At 67.0% G+C, this 22,842-nt stretch carries 21 protein-coding genes; 7 read left to right on the top strand and 14 right to left on the bottom strand.

What is annotated here, in order from left to right; all coding sequences use genetic code 11:
• Nucleotides 1-14: 14 nt before the first annotated feature.
• The 3 genes from HCN51_RS12990 to sodN form a co-directional block, all read right to left on the bottom strand.
• A complete protein-coding gene (locus HCN51_RS12990) occupies nucleotides 15-794 on the bottom strand; it encodes an RNA polymerase sigma factor SigF (RefSeq protein ID WP_186404427.1) in 780 nt (259 codons plus the stop codon).
• Between the two features lie 17 nt (nucleotides 795-811).
• A complete protein-coding gene (locus tag HCN51_RS12985; RefSeq protein WP_080045347.1) occupies nucleotides 812-1,249 on the bottom strand; it encodes an ATP-binding protein in 438 nt (145 codons plus the stop codon).
• 128 nt (nucleotides 1,250-1,377) lie between these two features.
• Nucleotides 1,378-1,779 (bottom strand): superoxide dismutase, Ni, encoded by a 402-nt coding sequence (sodN, locus tag HCN51_RS12980; RefSeq protein WP_080045348.1) that lies wholly within the window; start codon nucleotides 1,777-1,779, stop codon nucleotides 1,378-1,380.
• A gap of 88 nt (nucleotides 1,780-1,867) precedes the next feature.
• Between sodN and HCN51_RS12975 the strand changes: the two genes are divergently transcribed.
• Entirely contained in the window at nucleotides 1,868-2,200 is a 333-nt protein-coding gene (locus HCN51_RS12975) for a S24 family peptidase (protein ID WP_168009903.1), read from the top strand.
• Here HCN51_RS12975 and HCN51_RS12970 read toward each other — a convergent pair.
• From HCN51_RS12970 to HCN51_RS12955, 4 genes are all read right to left on the bottom strand, one after another.
• Nucleotides 2,197-2,622, bottom strand: a complete 426-nt coding sequence (locus HCN51_RS12970) for a CGNR zinc finger domain-containing protein (RefSeq protein WP_168009902.1) — start codon at nucleotides 2,620-2,622, stop codon at nucleotides 2,197-2,199. The two genes, HCN51_RS12975 and HCN51_RS12970, sit on opposite strands and share 4 nt — an antisense overlap.
• A 140-nt stretch (nucleotides 2,623-2,762) precedes the next feature.
• Nucleotides 2,763-3,509: an amino acid ABC transporter ATP-binding protein gene (locus tag HCN51_RS12965; protein ID WP_168009901.1), complete on the bottom strand. Its 747-nt coding sequence runs from the start codon at nucleotides 3,507-3,509 to the stop codon at nucleotides 2,763-2,765.
• On the bottom strand, nucleotides 3,506-4,333 hold the full coding sequence (locus HCN51_RS12960) for an amino acid ABC transporter permease (protein WP_080045352.1): 828 nt from the start codon (nucleotides 4,331-4,333) through the stop codon (nucleotides 3,506-3,508). Before HCN51_RS12960 ends, HCN51_RS12965 begins: the two co-directional genes overlap by 4 nt.
• Before the next feature lie 3 nt (nucleotides 4,334-4,336).
• On the bottom strand, nucleotides 4,337-5,191 hold the full coding sequence (locus HCN51_RS12955) for an ABC transporter substrate-binding protein (RefSeq protein WP_168009900.1): 855 nt from the start codon (nucleotides 5,189-5,191) through the stop codon (nucleotides 4,337-4,339).
• Nucleotides 5,192-5,472: 281 nt separating this feature from the next.
• Here HCN51_RS12955 and HCN51_RS12950 point away from each other — a divergent pair, with 281 nt between their 5' ends.
• From HCN51_RS12950 to HCN51_RS12940, 3 genes are all read left to right on the top strand, one after another.
• On the top strand, nucleotides 5,473-6,666 hold the full coding sequence (locus HCN51_RS12950) for an NAD(P)-dependent malic enzyme (RefSeq protein ID WP_428981535.1): 1,194 nt from the start codon (nucleotides 5,473-5,475) through the stop codon (nucleotides 6,664-6,666).
• A 303-nt stretch (nucleotides 6,667-6,969) separates the two neighbouring features.
• Nucleotides 6,970-8,328 carry an NsdA family TPR-like regulatory protein gene (locus HCN51_RS12945; RefSeq protein ID WP_080045355.1) on the top strand — a complete coding sequence of 453 codons (1,359 nt, stop codon included), beginning with the start codon at nucleotides 6,970-6,972 and terminating at the stop codon, nucleotides 8,326-8,328.
• 149 nt (nucleotides 8,329-8,477) lie between these two features.
• Nucleotides 8,478-9,311 carry a hypothetical protein gene (locus HCN51_RS12940; protein WP_168009898.1) on the top strand — a complete coding sequence of 278 codons (834 nt, stop codon included), beginning with the start codon at nucleotides 8,478-8,480 and terminating at the stop codon, nucleotides 9,309-9,311.
• A gap of 90 nt (nucleotides 9,312-9,401) precedes the next feature.
• On the opposite strand, the gene HCN51_RS12935 is transcribed toward HCN51_RS12940, so the two are convergent.
• The 7 genes from HCN51_RS12935 to HCN51_RS12905 form a co-directional block, all read right to left on the bottom strand.
• On the bottom strand, nucleotides 9,402-10,946 hold the full coding sequence (locus tag HCN51_RS12935; protein ID WP_168009897.1) for a trypsin-like serine peptidase: 1,545 nt from the start codon (nucleotides 10,944-10,946) through the stop codon (nucleotides 9,402-9,404).
• 176 nt (nucleotides 10,947-11,122) lie between these two features.
• Nucleotides 11,123-12,721 (bottom strand): trypsin-like serine peptidase, encoded by a 1,599-nt coding sequence (locus tag HCN51_RS12930; RefSeq protein WP_168009896.1) that lies wholly within the window; start codon nucleotides 12,719-12,721, stop codon nucleotides 11,123-11,125.
• Nucleotides 12,722-13,166: 445 nt separating this feature from the next.
• Entirely contained in the window at nucleotides 13,167-14,774 is a 1,608-nt protein-coding gene (locus HCN51_RS12925) for a trypsin-like serine peptidase (protein ID WP_168009895.1), read from the bottom strand.
• A gap of 455 nt (nucleotides 14,775-15,229) precedes the next feature.
• Nucleotides 15,230-15,643 (bottom strand): transposase, encoded by a 414-nt coding sequence (locus tag HCN51_RS62930; protein WP_168009894.1) that lies wholly within the window; start codon nucleotides 15,641-15,643, stop codon nucleotides 15,230-15,232.
• A 725-nt stretch (nucleotides 15,644-16,368) separates the two neighbouring features.
• The gene (locus HCN51_RS12915; protein ID WP_080045362.1) at nucleotides 16,369-17,532 is read right to left on the bottom strand and encodes a trypsin-like serine peptidase; all 1,164 of its coding nucleotides are present in this window, start codon (nucleotides 17,530-17,532) and stop codon (nucleotides 16,369-16,371) included.
• 198 nt (nucleotides 17,533-17,730) lie between these two features.
• The gene (locus HCN51_RS12910) at nucleotides 17,731-18,849 is read right to left on the bottom strand and encodes a trypsin-like serine peptidase (protein WP_168009893.1); all 1,119 of its coding nucleotides are present in this window, start codon (nucleotides 18,847-18,849) and stop codon (nucleotides 17,731-17,733) included.
• A gap of 345 nt (nucleotides 18,850-19,194) precedes the next feature.
• Nucleotides 19,195-20,316 carry a trypsin-like serine peptidase gene (locus HCN51_RS12905; protein ID WP_080045364.1) on the bottom strand — a complete coding sequence of 374 codons (1,122 nt, stop codon included), beginning with the start codon at nucleotides 20,314-20,316 and terminating at the stop codon, nucleotides 19,195-19,197.
• Nucleotides 20,317-20,599: 283 nt separating this feature from the next.
• Between HCN51_RS12905 and HCN51_RS12900 the strand changes: the two genes are divergently transcribed.
• The 3 genes from HCN51_RS12900 to HCN51_RS12890 all read left to right on the top strand — a co-directional run bounded on the left by HCN51_RS12900 (nucleotide 20,600) and on the right by HCN51_RS12890 (nucleotide 22,820).
• Nucleotides 20,600-22,030: an acetyl-CoA synthetase gene (locus HCN51_RS12900; RefSeq protein ID WP_168009892.1), complete on the top strand. Its 1,431-nt coding sequence runs from the start codon at nucleotides 20,600-20,602 to the stop codon at nucleotides 22,028-22,030.
• Between the two features lie 96 nt (nucleotides 22,031-22,126).
• Entirely contained in the window at nucleotides 22,127-22,405 is a 279-nt protein-coding gene (locus HCN51_RS12895) for a DUF6364 family protein (RefSeq protein WP_168009891.1), read from the top strand.
• A complete protein-coding gene (locus tag HCN51_RS12890; protein ID WP_168009890.1) occupies nucleotides 22,392-22,820 on the top strand; it encodes a type II toxin-antitoxin system VapC family toxin in 429 nt (142 codons plus the stop codon). Before HCN51_RS12895 ends, HCN51_RS12890 begins: the two co-directional genes overlap by 14 nt.
• The last annotated feature ends 22 nt before the right edge of the window (nucleotides 22,821-22,842 follow it).

The raw sequence follows: 22,842 nt of genomic DNA, 5'->3' as shown, positions 1-22,842 counted from the left end.
GCGGACGGGCGGGCTCAGTCGTCGGCGGTCAGGCCCTCGCGCAGCTGCGCCAGCGTGCGGGCGAGCAGGCGCGAGACGTGCATCTGCGAGATGCCCAGCTCGGTGGCGATCTGCGACTGCGTCATGTTGCCGAAGAAACGCAGCAGCAGGATGCGCTTCTCGCGCGGCGGCAGCCGTTCGAGCAGCGGCTTGAGCGACTCGCGGTACTCGACGCCCTCCAGCGACTCATCGACGATGCCGAGCGAGTCGGACACCGCGGGAGCGTCGTCGTCTCCAGAGTCGGGCGCGTCGAGCGAGACGGTGGAGTAGGCGTTGGCCGACTCGAGCCCCTCGAGCACCTCCTCCTCGGTCATCTTGAGGTAGGTGGCCAGCTCCGCCACGGTCGGGGCGCGCCCCTCGCGCTGGGACAGATCGCTGATCGCCTTGGTCAGCGAGAGCTTCAGCTCCTGCAGCCGGCGCGGCACGCGGACCGCCCAGCCCTTGTCGCGGAAGTGCCGCTTGATCTCGCCGACGATGGTGGGCGTGGCGTAGGTGGAGAACTCCACGCCCCGGTTGAGGTCGAACCGGTCGATGGACTTGATCAGCCCGATGGTGGCGACCTGCGTGAGGTCGTCGAGCCACTCGCCCCTGTTGCGGAAGCGGCGGGCCAGGTATTCGACCAGGGGAAGGTGAAGCTCGACCAGCTCATCCCTGATGCGCTGGCGGCGCGGCTCCTCGGGGCCCAGCTCGGCCAGCTCGGCGAAGAGCATGCGGGCACGCACCCTGTCGGGTACGGCGTGTTCGCTGGTGGCCATGGCTCCAGTCCTTTCCGTCACGCCGGCCCCGCCGTACCCCGGGCCGCGCCTCGGCGCTTACGCAGGACGATCGCCATGCGATCGGGGGAGTCGGTCACCGCGTCGACGTCGTCGGCCAGGGCGGTCAGGACCATCCAGGCGAAGTCGTCGCGCTTGGGCGCGGAGCTGCCGACGGTGGCGACCTCGACCCTGACCTGCATCTCCTGCCCGGTGAGCTCGAACTCCGCGGTGAGGTCGGTGCCCGGCACCGCCTCGTTCAGCAGCATCGCGCACGCCTCGTCGACCGCGATCCGCAGGTCCTCGATCTCGTCCAGGGTGAAGTCAAGCCGCGCCGCCAGGCCGGCGGTAGCCGTACGCAGCACAGACAGGTAGGCACTCGCCGCGGGGAGCCTGATGCTCACCACGTCACGGATGCCGGCCACGCCTTCCGCGCGCGTCTCGGTTTCCTCGGTCACGTTCCTCCTCGCGAATCCGACGCTGACTGCAACTTACCGCCCCTGAGAGGTGCTTGGACGATTCAGACTCGCCATCAACGGAAAAGGCTCTGTGCGGTGTGTGACCGCACAGAGCCTTATGTGCCGTTTTAGGCGGCCTTGGTCTCCCAGAAGATCTTGGAGATTTCGTCGATCTTGCCCAGCAGGTCCTCGGCCTTGGCGACGTCGACCGTGCCCTTGGCGCCCGCGGCGCCGGCGAGCTTTGTGGCGTCCCAGAAGAGCTGGTGGAGCTGGGGGTACTGCTCCAGGTGCGGCGGCTTGAAGTAGTCGGTCCAGAGCACCCAGAGGTGGTGCTTGACCAGCTCGGCCCGCTCCTCCTTGATCTTGATGGCGCGGGCGCGGAAGACCGGGTCCTCGTTGGCCGCGTACTTCTCCATGATCGCCTTGACCGACTCGGCCTCGATCCGGGCCTGAGCGGGGTCATAGACCCCACAAGGCAGGTCGCAGTGTGCGGAAGCGACATGCTTGGGTCGTAGCAGTCGTGCGAGCATCAGAAAATCCTTCCTGGATGCTGAATCAGCTTGGTCCATCAACGACCTTACTCGGGTCCCAACGCCTGCGGAGTAGGGGGTCAAGACGATGAGAGTACGTGTCGAAGGCGATTCGATGCGGCCCGCGCTGATGCCCGGCGACTGGCTCCTCGTACGCCGGGGCGCCGCCGTGCACCCCGGCGACCTCGTGGTGGCCAGGCTGCCCGGCGATCCCGACCGGCTCATCGTCAAACGGGCACAGTGGCACGGGGCCGACGGGTGGTGGCTGGAGAGCGACAACCAGCGGGCCAGCGGGCGGCGCGACAGCTGGGACTTCGGGCCCGTCCACGACATCGTGGGGCGGGTGGTGCTGCGCTACTGGCCGCTCGTGCGCCGCTCCGGCCGCAAGTCTTCAGGCGGGTCGTCCGGCAAGCGGCGTTAGGCGCCGTTCCTGCGGCGGGCGCGGAAGGCGGCGACGTTGGCGCGGCTGGCGCAGCGGGCCGAGCAGTAGCGGCGGGAGCGGTTGGAGGAGGTGTCGAGGAAGGCCAGCCCGCAGTGCGGCTCCCGGCAGCGGCCGAGACGGTCCACGCCGAGCTCGGCGACCACCGCGGCCAGGCCCATGACGGCGGTCGCCGCCGGGTCCTCGGCCAGGTGCAGGTGCCAGCCGCGGCCGTCGTGGTCCGACAGTTGCGGGCGTACCGGATAGCGGGCCAGCAGGGCGTTCAGCAGGGCGGCGACGGCACGATCGTCGCCGGCCGCGTCGAACACGGCGGCCAGCTCGTCGCGCAGGCCCCTGAGCTCGGGCGGCGGGTCGGGGTCGTTCGCCAGCCGGACCGCCCACTCGGCGTAAGAGGTGAGGTCCATGCCGGTCTATTACAGCAGAAGCCTGCCGGTCTATCGCAGCGGCAGCATGCCGGTCCATTACAGCAGAGGTCCGCGCCGGCGGAAGGCGGGGCGGCCGCCGCTTGGATGCGTCCGGCGTGCCCCGCTCTTCAGCGCGCCGGCTACTCCTCGGGGTGCAGGACGCGGTGCAGGAACGCGCGGGTGCGCTCGTGCCGCGGGTCGCCGATGACCTGGGCCGGGGCGCCGTCCTCGACGATCACGCCGCCGTCCATGAACACCACCCGGTCGGCCACCTGCCGCGCGAAGCCCATCTCGTGGGTGACAACCAGCATGGTCATCCCCTCCTCCGCCAGCTTGCGCATGACGGTGAGCACGTCCCCGACCAGCTCGGGGTCGAGCGCCGAGGTGGGCTCGTCGAAGAGCATCAGGCTGGGGTTCATGGCCAGGGCGCGGGCGATCGCGACCCGCTGCTGCTGGCCGCCCGAGAGCTGGCCGGGCAGCGAGTCGCACTTGGCGCCGACGCCGACCTTGTCCAGGTTGTCGCGGGCGACGACCTCCGCCTCCCGCTTGCTCCGCTTCAGCACGCGCTGCTGGGCGATCATGACGTTCTGCAGCGCGGTCATGTGCGGGAACAGGTTGAACTGCTGGAAGACCATGCCGATGCGGCGGCGCACGGCGTCGATGTCCACGTCGGGGTCGGTGACCTCGACGCCCTCCACGAACACCCTGCCCCTCGTGGGCGCCTCCAGCAGGTTCACGCAGCGCAGGAGGGTGGACTTGCCCGAGCCCGACGGGCCGATGACGCAGACCACCTGACCCTGCTCGACGGTCATGTCGATGCCCTTGAGCACCTCGTTCTTGCCGAAGTGCTTGTGCAGGTCCCGAAGCTCGATGGCGTGGACGGTCATCGGTTCCTCCCCTTGCGCCCCTCCAGCCGGGACGCGAGGTAACCCAGCGGGATGGTGACGATCAGGTACGTCACGCCGGCGACCATGATGGGCGTGGCGTTGGCGTACTGGGAAGCCAGGTCGTTGCCGAACTTGGCCAGCTCGACGTACTCGCCGGACACGCCGAGGAACAGCACCAGCGACGAGTCCTTGAGCAGCGCCACGAACTGGTTCGTGGTCGGCGGGATGACCATGCGGATGGCCTGCGGGATCACCACGGTGACCTGCGCGCGGGTGGCGGACATGCCGAGCGACCTGGCCGCCTCCGTCTGCCCCTTGGGCACGGCCTGCAGGCCCGCCCTGAAGACCTCCGCCTGGTAGGCCGCGCCGACCAGGCCGAGCCCGAGTATGCCCTGCCCGTACGTGCCGAAGGGCACCGCGAACCCCGGAAGGGCCAGCGGGAGGAACGTGATCATCAGGAAGATCAGCAGCGCGGGCAGCCCGCGGAAGATCTCGATGTAAACGACCGCGATCCACCGGTACGGCCGGACCTGCGAGAGCCGCATGAGCGCCAGCAGCAGGCCCAGGACGAACGAGAAGACGAAGCCGCCCACCGTGTAGATGATCGTGTTGCGCAGCGCGATGGTGAACAGGTCGGGCAGCGCCTGCCTCGCCACGTCCGGCTTGGCGAAGTTCTGGGCGAGGCTGGCCCAGTCGGCGTACAGTACGACGGCGACGAGCGCGGCGATCAGTACGACGTACTGGATGGTACGGCTGACCTGCTGCTTTTTCCGGGGGCTGAGCCTGGCGCGTCCAGGCTCAGCCGTCTTCGGCTGGTCGGCCATGGATCAGCCCAGCTCGCCGGGCTTCTTGCCGAACCACTTCACGTAGATCTTCTCGTAGGTGCCGTCCTGCTTGGCCTTGGCGATCTCCTCGTTGATCGTCTTGAGCAGCACGGGGTCGGCGCCCTTCTTCAGGCCGATGCCGTACTGCTCGCCGGTGTCGAGGCTGCCGATCATCTCGAACTTGGCGGCGATGTCGGGCTTCTTCAGCCAGGTGAGGACGACGGGCAGGTCCTGGACGATCACGTCGGCCTGGCCGGCCTGCAGCGCGAGCAGCTCCTTGGCGGAGTCGGCGTACTCCGTGGGGTTGAAGCCCTGCTTCTTGACGTAGTCGAGGCCGGTGGTGCTGGCCTGGGCGCCCAGCTTGAGCCCCTTGGACTTGACGTCCGCCAGGGAGGCGGCGCCGGTGCCCTTCTTGGCCAGCAGGGCCTGCGTGGCGTCGAAGTAGGGGTCGGAGAAGTCGATGTTCTGCTTGCGCTCGTCGGTGATCGTCATGCCGGCGGCGGCGACGTCGCACTTGCCCGCCGCCATGGCGGCACCGCTCTTGATCACGGCGAAGTCGATGTCCACGATGTTCTGGGTCACGCCCAGCTTCTTCGCGGCCAGGTCGACGATGTCCACGTCGAACCCGACGATCTTGCCGCTCGCGTCCTTGAACTGGAACGGCTCGTACGGGATGTTCGTGCAGACCGTGAGCTTGCCGGGCTGGACCAGCTTGACGCCGCCCGCCGCCGAGGCGCTCGCGCTGGTCGTGCCGGTGCCCGAGCCGCTGTCACTGCCGCACGCGGTCAGCGTGAGCGCAGTGGCCAAGGCGAGCGCGCCGGCGGCGTAGCCACGGCGGCCCAAGGGTCTGAGGGCCATGTACGGCCTCCTCGATGTGAAAAGCCATGAAACTTGCGTTTTGTGCAGTTTAGATGGGGTTTAGCTGCGGTCCGTCATCTTCGATTTAACGATGCGTCAACAGAACGGCGTCAGCGGCGACACCGAACACCATCTCAGCATGTGGCACTATGGGGGCACGGGTGACCCCCGAACCCCCTCACCAGACGACCGGCGAGGGGATCCTGGCAGCTACCGAAGCCAGCCCGCTCGCGCTCGTCCGCCGAAGGTTTCTTCCGCTACCGATGACTACAGGGGTCGCTGTGGCTGCCACGTCCGCTTCCGCATCCGCCGAAACACCCGAACTCGATCCGGCCTTCGCCCTGCACAAGGGAGGCAAGATCGAGATCCGCTCCACCGTTCCCGTCCGCGACGCCGACGACCTGTCGCTCGCGTACACGCCCGGCGTCGCCCGGGTCTGCACCGCCATCGCCGACCGGCCCGAGCTGGCCGACGACTACACCTGGGTCTCCAACGTCGTCGCCGTCGTCTCCGACGGCACCGCCGTGCTCGGCCTCGGCGACATCGGCCCCGCCGGGGCCATGCCCGTCATGGAGGGCAAGGCGCTGCTGTTCAAGGAGTTCGCGGGCGTCGACGCCGTGCCGCTCTGCCTCGACTGCACCGACGTCGACGCGCTCGTCGAGACCGTGGTGCGCCTGGCGCCCTCGTTCGGCGGCATCAACCTCGAGGACATCAGCGCCCCCCGCTGCTTCGAGGTCGAGGACCGGCTCCGGAGCCTGCTCGACATCCCCGTCTTCCACGACGACCAGCACGGCACCGCGATCGTGGCGCTGGCCGCCCTCCAGAACGCCGCCCGCCTCACCGGCCGCGCCCTCGGCGACCTGCGCGCCGTCGTCGCCGGCGCCGGCGCCTCCGGCGTCGCCGTCACCCGCATCCTGCTCGAAGCGGGCATCGGCGACATCGCCGTCTCCGACTCCAAGGGCATGCTGTACGAGGGCAGAGACGGCCTCAACCCCGTCAAGCAGGCCCTGGCCCGCGACACCAACCGGGCCGGCCACACCGGCTCCACCGAGGAGGCCCTGGAGGGCGCCGACGTGTTCCTGGGACTGTCCGGCTCGACCGTGTCGGAGGCGGCGATCGCGTCCATGGCGCCCGACGCCATCGTGTTCGCCCTGTCCAACCCGACGCCCGAGGTGCACCCCGAGGTGGCCGCCAAGCACGTCCGGGTCGTCGCCACCGGGCGCTCCGACTTCCCCAACCAGATCAACAACGTGCTGGCCTTCCCCGGGGTGTTCCGGGGCGCGCTCGACGTGCGGGCCACCGCGATCACCGAGAACATGAAGGTGGCCGCGGCCAACGCGCTGGCCGGGGTGGTCGGGGACGAGCTGTCGGAGACGTACATCATCCCGAGCCCGTTCGACGAGCGCGTCGCCCCCGCCGTGACGGCCGCCGTGGCCGCCCAGGCGCGCGTGGACGGCGTGGCCCGCGTCAAGTAGGCAGTCGTGCGGCGGGCGGGTGCGTTCCATCGCCTCGCCCGCTGCGTCTTTTTCGCCGGTCGTTCCGCCTTTCGGGTTATGGGCTCGTTTTGCGGGTAGTTGAGATCCCCGTCCAGGAGCCAGGGCCCGCCTGACCATGCTCGACCGTGCTTGACCTGGCTCGTGACCATGCGCAGGCCGGGCCCGGGGTGTGGGATGGAGTTTGGGTGACCTTTGGGAACTGCCATAAACCCTTTACGCAAGGTGCTATAACAGTAGCTCTCTGTAATGATGTGGGCGCCGACTCCTGTGACGAGGAGAGCGATGGAACGCGAGCCGAATCGACTGCTGCAGCAGCTCATCGCAGAGGCGGGTTTTTCCCACAAGGGACTGGCCAGGCGCCTCAACGATCTGGGAGCCGCACGTGGCACACCGGGCCTCAAGTACGACCACAGCTCCGTGCTGCGCTGGCTCGGCGGCCAGAGGCCACGCGATCCGGTCCCGTGCCTGCTCACCGAGATCTTCGCGCTCCGGCTAGGCAGGCCGGTCTCGTCGGAGGATCTCGGCATGCCGGCGGTCATCACACCCCTCGATCTCGGACAGGAGTTCACGCACACCTGGCAGGAGGGGGTCGCGACCGTGACGGCGCTGTGGCGGGCCGATGTGGAGAGACGGAGGTTCCTGATCGACTCGACGTTCGCGATAGGAGCAGGCTCTGTTGGAGCCGTACGCTGGCTGACATCGCCCTCCGAGGGGCGCCCGAGCGGCACCGGGACGCGGCGCGTCGGCCGCGCCGACATCGCCGCCATCCACGAGGTCACCCGCTCGTTCGGTGAGCTCGACAACCGCTTCGGCAGCGGACGCGTCCGCTCGTCCGTCGTCAAATACCTCGACACCGCCGTCTCCCCCCTGCTCAAGGACGGCACGTACGGCGAATCCACCGGCCGGCAACTCGCCGCCGCGGCCGCCGAGCTGACCCGCCTGGCGGGGTGGATGGCCTACGACATGGAGCAGCACGGCCTCGCCCAGCGCTACCTCATCCAGGCCCTGCGCCTGGCCAGGGGCGCCGACGACCAGACGCTGGGCGGCGAGATCCTGGCCGGCATGGCGCACCAGGCCATCTACATGGGCCAGCCGGCCCACGCCCTCGACCTGGCCAGAGCCGCCCAGATGGCGGCCCGCACGGCCGGGGTCAAGACCCTCCTGGCCTCCGCGCACGTCCTGGAGGCCCACGCGCACGCCGGCCTGGGCGACCCCCGCGCCTGCGGCCACTCCCTCCACGAGGCCGAGTGCGCCTTCGACGCCCGCAACCCCGCCGAAGAGCCCCCGTGGCTCAGCTACTTCGACGAGGCCTACCTGTCCGCCAAGTTCGCCCACTGCTTCCGCGACCTGGGGGAGGGCGAACGCGTCGTCCGCCAGGCCCGCCGCTCCCTCGACATGGACTCCCGGTACGTACGGGGCCGCATGTTCAACCTGTCCCTGCTGGCCGCCGGCCTTTTGCAGTGCGGAGAGCTGGAGGAGGCCTGCTCGGCGGCGGGCCACGCTCTGACGCTCGCCGCTGAGCTGCAGTCGGTGCGGTCGCGGTCTTACGCGGCCGATCTTCGGCGGCGGCTGGAGCCTTACAAGAATGAGCGGGCGGTCGCGGCACTACGCGAACGCACCCGCGAACTCACCGCCGTCTGATGTGGTGGTGGGCCCGGTTCCTCCGGGCCCATCGCTTTCGGGCTCGGGCTTCGGATTCACCGCCGTCATCCGCGAATAGGGAGTAATGCGGCGTGGGCTTCCCGCTGTAGCATCAGCTTTTCCGACCGTCGCCTCTTGAGGGAACACGGATGAAGAAGCTGGGCAGCAGTGTCATCGTCCTGTTATTGGTGGCCGTCGGTATGGGAGTCTTCACGCAGGAACGTACGGAGGGCGACCGGCGGCCGTCGTGCGAGAGGTTCCGGCTCGTTCTCCTGACCGGTATGGCGGTCGCCAACCCCGACTATTACCTGCACTGGCCGGCTTACAGCTCGAATCAAGCCTGTTTCGCCAAGGAATACGACATGCCGTTCCTGCCGTGGGTCGGCCTTTCACCGCGGCTCCTCACCGTCGACCCGCTGCGCCCCATGTACACGGCCGACTTCAGCACCGGAAGAGCGGTAGCTGACCTGGGGCCATGGCGCATGACGGAGGGAATCAAGTCTCTCGGTGACCCCCAGCGCCGGCCCTTGAAAGCCGAGACGACCGAGCAGCTCAAGCGCATGGGATCCGGCCTGACAGTGAAAGCGGTGGTGCGGTTGGCCAAGCCAATGAACGAGGACGAAGTGCGCGACATCGCCTCCAATCCCGAGGTGTTCCTCTACGCTCCGCGGGACGAGGCCAAGCCGATCAGTTGGGACTCAGGCTCGTCCGGAAACACCTGTGCAGGTCTTCGCGGATTCGATTTCTGCGCCGAGGCCAGATCCGCCACGGACAGTTTCCAGAAATGGGTGTCGATGCTGCGGTCCGGCGACGAGTCCGCGCTTGAGAACCTGGGTCTGAGTCTGCCCGAATTGCAGGAGCAGGCCGCGGACATGCGGGTCCATGGAATCATTGTGTGGGACAGCTCGCAGGCCATGCTCAGGATTCTGAGCGAGCCGAACGTTTCGGCAATGAGCATCGCCGACATGCAGGTCTTCGAATGACCGATCGTCCCCTGCGCGAAAATCTGCTGATTTGTGCAGGCCGGATGATGTGATGGGCCCAGGCTCACGTCGGCCCGGGCCCATCGACCGCTACTTGAGCAGTTCGCCGTTCGGGCCGACGATCTTCTTCGTCTCCGCGTAGTTCGCCTTGTTGTAGACGTCGGCGGTCTCGCTGTCGAAGATGGCCGAGCTGATCGTGTCGATCCGGTCGTTGCCGTCCGTGTCGGCGAACAGGCTCGTGACGCCGTTGACGTAGCCGGTGCGCTTGCTGTTGTTGTACTTGATGAGCCAGGGGCCGCCGTCGGCGCCGAAGGTCATCGAGCACTTGAGGGTCTGGTGGGTCTCGACCTTGAAGGTGTTGACCTGGACGCTCTTCGTGCCGGTCTTGCCGATGCACCATTTGGGGGTGACACCGGTGTACTGCTTGTTGCCGTCGGGGTGCGGGGCGCTCGGGTAGCCGAAGACGGTCACCTGCTGGCCGAGGGGCTGGTTCCAGGCGAAGCCCTGGCCGCCGACGACGTCGCCGAGGCGGCCGAGGTCCTTGGCGAGGCCGAGGTAGTAGTGGTCGCGGAAATAGCGGACCGTCTTGCCGGCCTTCACCCACTGCTTGATGTAGTAGCGGGTCTCGAACCACGCCGTCTCTTCACCGTTGGCGTTCTTGGTGGCGGTGAGCTTGCCGAGGTACTTGCCGTCGCCCTTCTCAGCGGTGAGCTTCTGGAACTCCTCCTTGCTGATGGGGCTCGGGCCGGCCTGCTCGTACTGCTCGCCGTTGACGTCGTCGGCGGTGTCCTTGGGCGCCTTGGCGTACTCGGCCTCGGTGACCTCGACCTTGGTCAGGATCTTCTCGCCGGTGTAGTTGTGGGCGACCTTCTCCGGCGTGACGTCGAAGTCCTTCGACCAGTACGGCCCGGCGGGCCCGTACTTGTCGAACCCGGCGTCGTACTCTTCCTTCTTGATCTCCTCGTGCTTGATCCACTTGTCGCCGGCCCACGCGTGGAACTCGCTCTTGACGACCTCCTTGGAGCCCGTCAGCGAGAAGCCGTTGTGCACGGCCACGAAGGCGTAGTCGCCGTCGTAGTCGTCATAGGTGTCCAGGTCGTACGCGGTGAAGGCGTAGGCGCCGACGTAGACGCCCCAGGGGGCCTTGCCCTGGTAGTAGCCGGGCACGAAGATCCACTTGCTGTAGACGTCGTTCTTGCCGTCCTCGAACACGCAGTGGCCCGCGGTGGCGACCAGGTTGCGGTTCCTGGCCTGGATGGCGGTGCCGGTGCACCAGCGGTAGTGGCCCGCCTTGTCGAGGAAGAACACCTTGCCGACGGTCTTCGGCAGGTTCACGTTCTTGCTGGCGGTGGCCTTGGCGGTGGTGGTGGGGCCGGTCATGCCGGGCTTGCCGTCAGGGGCGCCGTTGCTGCCCGAGCTGACGATCTTCGGGACGTCCTTGGCGTCCAGGTTGTACTGCGTGGCCTTCCGCAGGGCGGCCCCGTTGGAGTCGAGCCAGAAAGCGGCGGCGCCGTACGCGTCGGCCGGCTTGGGCAGAAGGTCTTCGGATGCCCAGGACGGGGCGGCGGTCGCGGGCGAGGCGAGTACGGCGGCGCTCAGGCCGGCGGCGGCGAGGGGGATGAGCAGGCGCTTCACGGGAGGCTCCACAGTTGTCAAAAAGGGTGTAAAGACCCTATCGACCCACCAGTCACTCTGGTAAGGGGAATGCTCAAATTCATCATGAAAAGGCCAAAGGGCCCGGCCGAAGCCGAGCCCTTTGGGTGAAGCAGGTGAACGATGACCAGGGCCGTCGTTCGGTCCAACAGCAAGAACTACGGAACGAGCTTGCCGGACCACGAGGCCGAAGCGGCCTTGTAGATCGCGGCGGTCTCACCGTCGAAGTACGGCGAGGTGATCGTGTCGTAGCGCTTGTTGTTGTCGGTGTCGGCGATGAGGCTGGTGACACCGTTGACGTAGCCGAGACGCTTGCTGTTGCTGTACTTGTACAGCCACGGCGCACCGTCGTAACCGGCGGTCACGGTGCACTTGAACGACATCTGCTCCTCGACCTTCTTGGACGGGATGCGCAGAACGTTCTTGGCCGTCTTGCCGTAGCACCACTTCGGCGTGACACCGGTGAACGGCTTGTTGCCGTCCAGGTGCGGGCCGAAGGGGTAGCCGAAGGTGCGGACGTACTTGCCGGTGGGCTGGTTCCAGGCGAAGCCCTGGCCACCGACGTTGTCACCGAGGCGGCCGCCGCTCTTGATGAGCGCGCCCTCGACGACGTAGTAGTCCTCGACCCAGTACTTGGCCTGAGCGGTGGACTTGACCCACTTCTTGACGTAGTACTGCGTCTTGAACCAAGCGGTCTCGGTGCCGTTCGCGTCCTTGGTGACGCGCAGGGTGCCGAGGAACTTGCCGTCGCCCTTCTCGGCGACCAGCTTCTGGTACTCCTCCTGCGAGATCGGAACCTCGTTGGAGAGACGCTCGAACTGGTTGCCGTTGTCCAGGCCCTTGCCGGCGTTCTTGTAGACCGACTCCGTCACCTCGACGCCGATCAGCTTCACGCCGTCGACACCGGTGGTGATGTAGTCCTCGATCTTCGCCTCGGCGTTGGCCGGCTTGGCAACCGACTCGACCTTGGGGTCAGCGGCGGCCGACTTGTACGGACCAGCCTCGCCGTACTTCTCGTAACCCGCCTTGAACTCCTCGGCGGTGATGGGGGTCTCCTTGACGAAGCCCTTACCACCCTTGGCGACGTGCGCCTTGTACTCGCTCGGGGTGACCTTGGTGACCTTGGGGTTGCCCGGCACGAGCGCGTCGTAGACGGTGACGAACGCGTAGTCGCGGTCGAAGTCCTCGTACACGTCGAAGTCGTAGTGGGTGAAGGCCTGCTTACCCACGTACACGCCCCAAGGCGTCTTGCCCTGGTAGTAACCCGGGACGAAGACCCAGCGGGAAACGACCTCGTCGTTGCCGGCGATGTCGTAGACGCAGTGACCGGCCGTGGCGACCAGGTTGCGGTACTGCGACTGGATCGAGGTGCCCGAGCACCAGTAGAGCGAGCCGTCACGGTACTCGAAGAAAACCTTACCGATGGTCTTCGGCAGGTTCACGTTCTGAACCTTGGCGGTGCTCTTCTTCTCCTCGCCGATGGGAGCGGTGGAGCCCGGCTTGGTGTCCGCGCTGTAGCCGCCACCGGAGGAGATCTTCTGAACCTCAAGAGCGTCCGGGTTGAACGCGACGGCCTTCTTCAGGGCCGCGTTGTTCGACTGCGTCCAGAACTTGAGGGTCTCGTACGCCTGGGCGGACGTCTTCGCCAGGTCGGCCTTGGCGATGTCGTCGTCGGCCTGAGCCGTGGTGGCCAGACCGGCAGCCAGGAGACCAGTGGCCAGAATGGCGCCACCGGCCGGGAGGAGGATGCGCTTCAAGGTAACTCCTTGCGCTGTCGTGGAACGCCTCTTGCGTCCCATGCGTCAGTAAAGGGATAGCCAGGAACATACAGTGTCGATCTTGAGATCCGGTAGCCGCTTTGGCCGGAAAAGATGGGACAAGACGGCCGTGATCGTTCTGTGATGTTTAGATGGCTGATGCGCAGGAGCTGAGGAAAGCTGGCCTCTACACCGTTTGCCCAGATCAACATAAGGAAGTTGTCAGTGGGGCTGCCGGGGTTGAGGAATCCTCTCGATCCGGGTCGATGGGGTGATGTGACGCAGATCACATCTGGTTGATGGCACCGTCTGGGCGCGCCGTGCGTCCAAACGCCTTCACTTTCGGGGCGCCGCCGGGCAGAAAGCAGAAGGGGCCCGGCAGGATGCCGGGCCCCTTCTGGCAACGGTTGTACGAACGGTCTAAGCCCGGTCGCTATCCGTTACCTCAGACGATCTTGCCGGACCACGAGGCCGCGGCGGCCTTGTAGACGGTGTTGGTCTCGCCGTCGAAGTACGGCGACGAGATGTAGTCCACGCGGCCGTTGCTGTCCTGGTCGTTGAAGGTGCTGGTGACACCGTTCACGTAGCCGAGACGCTTGCTGTTGCTGTACTTGTACAGCCACGGGCCACCGTCGGCGCCCTCGGTCATGGCGCACTTGAGGGCGACGTGCTCCTCGATCTTCTTGGCAGCGGAGCCCACCAGCTTCTTCGTGGTGTTGCCGTAGCACCACTTCGGAGTCACGCCGGTGTAGTTCTTGTTGCCGTCGGGGTGAGGAGCGGCCGGGTAGCCGAACACGCGCACGGCCTTACCGGTCGGCTGGTTCCAGGCGAAGCCCTGACCGCCGACGTTGTCGCCGAGGCGACCGGCGTCCATGCCCTTGGTGTCGATGACGTAGTAGTCCTCGACCCAGTACTTCATCTGAGCGGTCGTCTTGACCCACTTCTTGACGAAGAACTGCTGCTTGAACCAGGCGACCTCGGTCTTCTTGTCAGCACCGAGCTGGGCGCGGACCTCGCCCATGAACTTGCCGTCGCCCTTGGCGGCCTTCAGCTCGTCGTACTGCTCCTTGCTGATGGGCACCTCGGTGCTCAGGCGCTCGAACTTGTCGCCGTTGTCGAAGCCCGAACCAGCCGCGGTGTACTGCGACTTGTAGACCTCGGCACCAGTGAGCTGGACACCCTTGGTGGGGCCCTCGCCCTTGATGTAGGCGTCGACGTTCGAGCCGGTCACGTCGGCAGGCTTCGCGACGGTCTCGACCTTCGGGTCGGCGGCCTTCGACTTGAAGGGACCGGCCTCACCGTACTTGTCGTAGCCGGCCTCGAACTCTTCCTTCGTGATCGGCGTTTCCTTGACGTAGCCGACGCCGCCCTTGGCGACGTGCGACTTGTACTCGCTCGGGGTGACCTTGGTGGCCTTGCCACCGTCGAGCTTGACGCCGTTGTACACGGTCACGAACGCGTAGTCGCGGTCGTAGTCCTCGTAGACATCGAAGTCGTAGTGGGTGAAGGCCTGCTTACCCACGTAGATGCCCCAAGGAGCCTTGCCCTGGTAGTAGCCGGGGACGAAGACCCACTTGGACAGGACGTCCGTGTTGGCGGCCGTGTCGTACACGCAGTGGCCGGCCGTGGCGACCAGGTTGCGGTACTGCGACTGGATCGAAGTGGCGGAGCACCACTTCTTCTCGCCCTTGCTGTTGACGAAGAACACCTTGCCGATGGTCTTCGGCATGTTCACGTTCTGGACCTTGGCGGAGGTCTTCTTCTCCTCGCCGATCGGCGCGGTGGAGCCCGGCTTGGTGTCCGAGCTGTAGCCGCCCTTGCTCTGAAGCTTGGCGACGTCAGCCTTGTCCCAGACGTTCGACTCGGTAGCGGCCTTGAGGGCAGCACCGTTGTTCTCCGCCCAGAACTGGGCGATGGCCTTGGCGTTGGCCGCGCTCGTCGCCATGTTGTCCTTGGCGACGGTGTCGTCGGCCTGCGCGGCACCGGCGAGGCCGGCGGCCAGGAGACCGGTGGCCAGGAGGGCGCCACCGGCGGGGATGAGGATGCGCTTCAAGGGAACTGCTCCTTGCTCTGTCGTGGGTCGCAACTTGCGTCCCATGCGTCAGTAAAGGGATAGCAAGGAACATAGCGTGGTGATCTCCGCAGGTGAAACCCGCTTTGAGTGGTCCGGCAGAGCCTCTTGTCGCCGTTATCTTTCCGTGACTTGTCAGAGACATATGCGCGTCGTGATCACGAAGTCACGTTTTTGCAGGGTGTGGAGGGGTTGTCGCTTCCGGCACTTTAGTGCCGTTAGAGGTTCATTGCGGAGTGTAGTCGGATAAATATGACTTAGATCACAGGAACCAGATGGGAACCGACTCCGTCTAACTTGGCCCGTTTCTCCCAGGAAGTCTTCAGGTTCGGCTCGGGAACGTTCAGAAACCCGTCCCTGTCGGGGTTCTGAGGGGCCGCATGCAACGGCCCGCCGACATGTCGTCGGCGGGCCGTGGGGATGTGGTGGGGGCTGGGTCAGGGCTTCTTGGCTCTGACCGTGTCGCCCAGAAGGGCCTGGAGGCTGGCCAGCACCGCTGTGTCCTTGAAGGGCGACAGGTCCGGTGCCGGGCCGGGGGAGCCGGGAGTATGGGTGCGGATGAGGTCGAGGTCGGCGTGGCCGGCCCTGATGGTCTTGGCTCCGTCGGTACGGAGCGCCAGCGCCAGCCGGTGCCAGGTGCCGTCGGCCAGCCAGCGGCGGTGACGTTTGTAGATGGTGACCCAGCAGCCGTACCGGTCGGGGAGATAACGCCATCGGACGCCGGTGCGGGCCTGATACAGCAGGCCGTTGATCACCGTGCGGTCGTCGGTGCGGTCGGCGTGGACGCTGTCGTGGGGGATCAGGGGAGCGACCTGTTCCCATTCGGCGTCTGTCAGATCATCGCGACGCATGCGCCCATCGTGACAAGGCAAATACCGTCTGTCAGTTGAACCAAGAAAGATCTTCCCGGGGGCGGGTGGAAGGTCCGGCTATGCGGCATGGGTGTCGGTGCCGCGCAGGATGTAGAGGTCATCGCCGAACACCGCGGAGATCTGCAGCTACCCGCCCAGGGCCTGGACGTAGCGGGCGATGGCCTACACGGTGGACACCTCGCCGCGCTCGATCTGCGGGACGCGGCTCTTGGTCACACGTGTGGCCGTCGATGTCTCCTCGACGGCAGGGGCACGGCGACCGCTTGCTCTCGTCAGTCGCTGAGCCGACATGCGATCTTCTGTTCATCAGCCGACTTTGGAAGAAATCTGCCGTCGCGCCTGCTGCGATCACTGCCAGCCTGGCAGGGTTCTCCGGCTGCCGGGTGGGACGTGCGCTCCCCATGCTGCCAAACGTCATCCAGCCAGTTGTGTGACGCGCGAGCGACCCGTACGTGCTTGTGATCAAGCGTCGCTGAGGGCGTTACTGAAGGCGGCGGTGGCGCTGCGGCGAGCGGAGCGAGCGGGGGGTGTCGGGGGATCGAAAGGGGGCGGAGCCTCCTTGGGAGGCGCTGTCTGAAGCTCCAAGGCGCGAAGCGCCCCAGGTGCGGAAGGCCGTGCTGTGAGCCCCTGGAGACGCAGGGTTCCGGGGAAACGGCAAGGCGAGGGCCTCGGGGTCGAGGCCCTCGCCGTTCCCCTGGTAGGGCTTACTTGTACAGCTCGCCGTTCGGGCCCACGATCTTGCCGGACCACACGTTCTTGGCCGCGTTGTAGACGGACGCGGTCTCGCCGTCGAAGTACGGCGAGGTGATGTAGTCGATGCGGTCGTTGCCGTCCTGGTCGGCGAACGTGCTGGTGACGCCGTTCACGTAGCCGAGCCGCTTGGCGTTGCTGTAGTTGAGGAGCCAGGGGCCGCCGTCGTAGCCGGGGGTGACGGCGCACTTGAGGCCGATGTGCTCCTCGATCTTGAGCCAGGAGGCGCCGACGGCCTTGGCGGTGGTGTTGCCGTAGCAGTGCTTGGGCGTGACGCCGCTGTACGGCTTGTTGCCGTCGGGGTGGGGGGCGGCGGGGTAGCCGAAGGCGCGGACGGGCTTGCCGGTGGGCTGGTTCCAGGCGAAGCCCTGGCCGCCGACGTTGTCGCCGAGGCGGCCGGCGTCCTTGGACAGGAGGATGTAGTAGTGGCCGCCCCAGGCGCGCTTCGGGCCGGTGAAGCGCTCGAAGTCCTTGCGGTCCACCTGCTTGACGCCGTTCGAGGTGATGCCGTTGAAGACGGTGACGAACGCGTAGTCGCGGTCGTAGTCCTCGTAGGTGTCGAAGTCGTAGTGGGTGAAGGCCTGCTTGCCGACGTAGATGCCCCACGGGGCCTTGCCCTGGTAGTAGCCGGGGACGAAGACCCACTTGTCCATGGTGGCGCTGTTGCTGTCGGTGTCGTACACGCAGTGGCCGGCGGTGGCGACCAGGTTGCGGTAGTTCGACTGGATGGAGGTGCCGGAGCACCAGCGGAACTTGCCCTGGCCGTCGACGAAGAAGACCTTGCCGACGGTCTTGGGGAGGTTGACGTTCTGGGCCGAGCCGGTCGACTTCGAGGAGCCGGTCGGGGCGGTGGTGCCGGGCCTGCCGTCGGGGCTGTAGCCGCCCTTGGAGACGACCTTCCGAACTTCGTTCGAGTCCCACGTGTACTGGGTCGCGGACCGGAGCGCCGCGCCGTTCGAGGCCAGCCAGAAGGAGGCGATGGAGACGGCGTCGGAGTTGTTGCGGGCCATCGGGTCGTGGGCGACGTCGCCGTCGGCCTGCGCGGTGCCGGACAGGCCGGCGGCGAGCAGGCCGGTGGCCAGGAGGGCACCGCCGGCGGGAAGGAGGATTCGCTTCAAGGTAACTCCAGGTTGCGCTGACATGAGGCGCCTTGCTGCACCTTCAAAACTCAGCAAACGGACAGCCCGGAACCTATCGGGTTGACTCCGGTCATGTGAATTACCGGTAGATCCTGTCAGCGTTCCAAACGCGCGCCGTGACCGTACCGTGACAAAGAACCCGCTGATCACCCGCAGTGATCAGATGGTTGCTATGACTTAGGTCACATTTGGGATGGTCGAAAGTGACGCGGCGCGTCGGTAGACGTCTCCGGTGGTGGTGTCGAAGTACGGTGCGGACACCGAGTCGTAGCGGCCCTTGGCGTCCCTGTTCCAGGTCAGGCTGTTGACGCCGGCCAGGCTGCCGAGCCTGCGGGTGCTGTCGTAGGCGATCACCCAGGGGCCGCCGCTGGCGCCGGGGCTGAAGTCGCACGGCGTCAGCTCGACGCCCTTCTGCAGGTCGCGCCCGGGCGCGACGGTGTAGCGGGTGGTGCCGGGCAGGCACTTGAGCAGCGTCTTGCCGTCGAACGGGTGCGTCCCGTCGGGCTGCTGGCCCGCCGGGTAGCCGAAGGCGGTCACGGTGTACGTGCCGGGCTTCTTGCTCAGCTCCAGCCCGAGGCCGCCCACGTTGTCCTGGAGCCGGCCGACGTCCTGCATGACGGACGCGCCGTCCTTGCCGGCGACCCAGGTGAAGCCCCGGTGCACGGTCACGAACGCGTAGTCGTAGTCGTAGTCGCCCTTGCCCGACCAGTCCTCGTGCAGGCTGATCGAGGCGCCGACGTAGATGCCGTCGGGGGCGCCGCCGTTGGGGCCGGGGTTCGGGACGAAGATCCAGTAGTCGGCGGGCTTGCCGGTGCGCGAGTCGTACGCGCAGTGGCCGGCGGTGGCGACGACGCTGCGGTTCCTGGCCGCGACCGCGGCGGCGGAGCACCAGAACTCCTTGTCCCCGAAGCGGAAGAAGACCTTGCCCATGGTGTTGGCGGCGGTGCCCTGGCGGGGCAGCGCGGGCGCGACGGCGGCCGCGGCGTTCGTCCGCTTGGCAGCGGTGACAGCGGCGGCGGCGGGCGCGGCGGGGCCGGCGGCGGCGCCCGACGAGGTCGTCGAGCCGGCGCCGGAGCCGGGCGTGGCCGGGGTGTAGAGGTCGGTCTGCTTGAGGCGGTCGGGCTTCCAGTAGTCGGCGACCCGCTTCACGTCCGCGAGGGTCCTGGCCAGCGGGACGGCGTACACCTTGCTGGCGACCGCGCTCGTCGCGGCGTGGGCGATCCCCGTGAAGGCAGGCACGATCAGCAGCGCGCTGCCGAGGGCAGCGGCCACGAAGTGCCTGGCGCGGGGGATCATGAAATGCCTTTCTTGGGGTCGTAAGGGTGGATTTTTCCAGATGTACAGACGGTATTGCAGCTCGGATAGAGATTCGTTACCTGATCAAGAGTGCGTCGCGAACCATAAGGATGCCGTCAGTCGTGCGCTCTCGATACGCGTAAATGATCATTAGTGGGCTGCGTCACCGCAGGTGAGCGGGGGGTTCGGCGGCGATCCGCGTGAACCGAATTCGCGCGCATTCGCGGTCGCATTCGCACGTTCCAGTGGCGTACGCCACGCCCGCATCGCACCCCTCATTCCGCCGATGGATGGCCCCGGCTCCCAGGGGAACCGGGGCCTTCCCGTCAGTGGAGTGCCGGTCGATCACCGCCAGTTGCCCGTCCAGCGGTTGGCCGCGGCCTTGTAGACCTTGTAGGTGTCGGTGTTGAAGTAGGGCGAGGAGATGTGGTCGTAGCGGTCGTTGCCGTCGGTGTCCCAGGCGACGCTGTTGACGCCCACCAGGTAGCCGGTGCGTGACGCGCTCTTGTAGTTGTAGAGGAACGGCCCGCCGCTCGCGCCGGCGGTGAAGGAGCACTTGAAGCCGACGTGCTCCTGAAGGTTGTACTTCTTGGCCTCGGGCATCGCCTTGGTCTTGCCGTAGCAGTACTTCATCGTGCGGCCGGTGTAGGGCCGGTCGCCGTCGGGGTGCTCACCCGCCGGGTAGCCGAACGAGAACACGTTCAGCTTGGTGCTCCGGTTCCAGGTGAAGCCCTGACCGCCGACGTTGTCGCCGAGACGGCCGACGTTCTTGACGGTCCACCGCCAGCGGTTGCCGGCCTTCTGCCAGTCGACCTTGATGCCGTTGAAGACGTTGACGAACGCGTAGTCGTAGTCGTAGTCCTCCTTCACGACGAAGTCGTCGTGCGCGTTGAACGTCTTGGCGGCGTAGATGCCGTACGGGGCCTTGCCGTTCCAGACCTTGTCGCCGTCCCAGTACGACGGGATGAAGATCCAGTTGTCGTAGAAGGTGTTCTGCTTCGTGTCGTACACGCAGTGGGCGGAGGTCGCCACGAGGTTGCGGTACTTGCTCTGGACCGAGGTGGCCGAGCAGTAACGCCAGTTCCTCGGGTCGCGGGGGTCGGCCTTGGGCAGCGTGAAGAACACGCGGCCGACCGTGTTCGGCAGGTTGACGTGCTTGCTTCTCTTGGACGACGTCTTCTCGCCGCCGATCGGCGGCACGGAACCGGGCGGGCCGTCGGGGGCGTCGTTGCTGCCCTTGACGCCCTTGGACGTCACGTCGATGCCCTCGTCGTGATCGGTGGCCTGCTTGACGCGGTCCGGCGTCCAGAACTGGACGGCCTGCTCGGCGGGCGTCGCCGAGTTCCTGGCGATGACGTCGGAGGGTGCGGTCGTCGCGTCTGCGGCGCCGCTGACCATTCCCGCCGCCAGCCCGATGGCCAGCAGGCCGGCGAGGGGGAACGCGATGCGCCTTGCTCGGGGGTTCATGGAGCTCCTCTCAGCTTTCGGCGGCCCAGAGCGGGGGACTGCGCCCCGGTGGGCCAGGAAAACGTTCGGAACGTTAATGAACGGCGCGATCCGGCGACCAGGAAACGACGTGAAAAAGCATGAGCCGGTTCCATTCCGTTATGGAAATAGCAAATTCGCATGTATTCGTGATGGGCATCTTCGCAGGTGGACGCCTTGATTTAATTTCTCTGGTCACAACGGTAACCGCATTTATCACATGCCACTCCTTATCAACCGAGCGATGTTCTGGTTGACTTGATCCATGGACCCTCGCACCCCCTGTCTCATTGGCATCGCACAACGCACCGTTCGTGAGCAGCCCGGGCCCGAGCCGCTCGACCTCTGGGAGTCCGTGGCACGCGAGGCCGCCGGCGACGCGCGGCTGCCCGTCGAACGGCTCGACTCCATCCAGATCGTCTGGACCGACTCCTGGCAGTACGACTCGCCCGTCGGCCGCCTCGCCGACCGCCTCGGTGCCGCGCCGCGCCACCGGGTCTACTCCAAGGTCGGAGGGACGGCTCCGCACCTGCTCATCGGTGCCGCCATGGCCGCCATCGCCGCAGGCGAGCTCGACTCCGCCCTGGTCGCCGGGGCCGAGGCGCTGGCCACGCGCAGGGCGTACAGGAAAGCGGGGGAGCACGTGCCATGGAGCCATCCCGCCGACCCCAAGCCCCCGTACGGGTGGGAACGGCCGCCGCACCCCTCGGCGCTCGCGCACGGGCTGGTCCTGCCGGTGCACACGTACCCGATCATGGAGACCGCGCGGCGGGCCGCGACCGGCCTCACGATCGAGGAGGAGATGCGCGAACGGGCCCGCATCATGGCCCCCATGACCGAGGTCGCCGCCGCGAACCCGCACGCCTGGCGCCGCACCGCCCGCGAGCCCCACGAGCTCGGCGACCGGTTCGTCGGCTGGCCCTACACCAGGGACACGGTGGCCGTGCTGGAGGTGGACCAGGCCGCCGCCGTCGTCCTGGCCAGCACCGAGCTGGCCGACCGGCTCGGAGTGCCGCCCGACCGGCGGGTGTACCTGCGCGGATGGGCGTACGCGGAGGACACCTGGGAGGTCGCGACCCGGCCCGCGCTCGGCTCCTCCACCGCCATCGCCCGCGCCGCCGAAGCCGCCTTCGAACGGGCCGGGCTGACCCTCGACGACATGAACGCGCTCGACCTCTACAGCTGCTTCGCGATCGCGCTGCGGCAGGCGTGTGACGCCATCGGGCTCGACCCGCTCGACCCGCGCGGGCTGACCGTCACCGGCGGGCTGCCGTACGCGGGCGGGCCGGCCAGCGACTACGTGCTGCACTCGACGGCCACCATGGCGGGGCTGCTGCGGGCCCAGTCGGGGCACGGGCTGGTGACCGGGGTGGGGATGCACCTGACCAAGCACACGTACGCGGTGTGGTCGAGCGAGCCGGGCGGGCGGCTCGGGGGCGCCGCTCCGGTGCACGTGGCCAAGGAGGTGCCGCTGGTGGAGAGCTGCGAAGGGGTGGGGATCGTCGCCGGGTACACGGTGGCGCACGGGCGCGACGGCGCCGCCGAGAAGGGGTTCCTCGTGCTGGACGTGCCCGGGGGGCGGTCCTATGCGGTGGTCGAGGAGGCGGCGCTGCTGGCCGAGGCCGAGGAGCGGGAGCTGGTGGGGGAGCGGGTGCGGGTGGCCGGCGACGGGAAGCTCAATGTGGCCACGTGGTGACGTAAAGTGGGCGCAAAATCTGTGATCGCGTGACTACTATCTGGTGTTGACATTTTTATGTCAGGCGCGGACGCTGGAGTCATGCGGAGGACAACGGTGCGCATCGACGAGACGCTCCTCAACGAGGCGAAGGCGTACGCGGCCAAGAACGGAAGAAGTCTCACCTCAGTCATGGAGGACGCCTTGCGCCAACTGCTCAACCGAGCCACGGAGGTGGCCGAGCGGCCCCGCGTGGAGCTCATCACGTCCGACGCCAAGCCTGGCTTCGCGCCCATGGTGCAGCAGCGGCTCGACGCCGGCGAGACGCTGGAGCACATCCTCTCCGACCTCGAAGACGAGGAATGGGTCGAGAGGGCGCGCAATGCTGCTCGCTGACACCAACGTCCTCGTCAACGCCTTCAGGAAGGAGTCCCCCGACCACAAGCAGTGCCACGCCGTCATCGACGAGATGGTCAACGGCGACTCCGGTTACGCGGTGAGCGACTTCGTCGTGAACGGCTTTGTCCGGATGGTCACCAACCGGCGCATCTACAAGGAGCCCGATCCCGTCGAGCGCGCGCTGGCCTTCGCCGAGACCTACCGCAACCAGCCGCATGCCATCGTCATCACGGCGGAGGACCGGCACTGGGAGATCTTCACCCGGCTCACCCGCGCGGCCGGCGCGACCGGCAACCTCATCCCCGACGCCTACCTCGCCGCACTCGCCATCGAGCACGGTTGTGAATTTGTGACCTGCGACCAGGGCTTCGCCAGGTTCCAGGGCTTGCGCTGGCGGTCGCCCCTCAACTGAACTGAGACGTAAGGGCGCAAGC

Source organism: Nonomuraea composti, assembly GCF_012034275.1.
Lineage (GTDB): Bacteria > Actinomycetota > Actinomycetes > Streptosporangiales > Streptosporangiaceae > Nonomuraea > Nonomuraea composti.
This window is presented reverse-complemented; position numbering and strand designations above follow the sequence as displayed.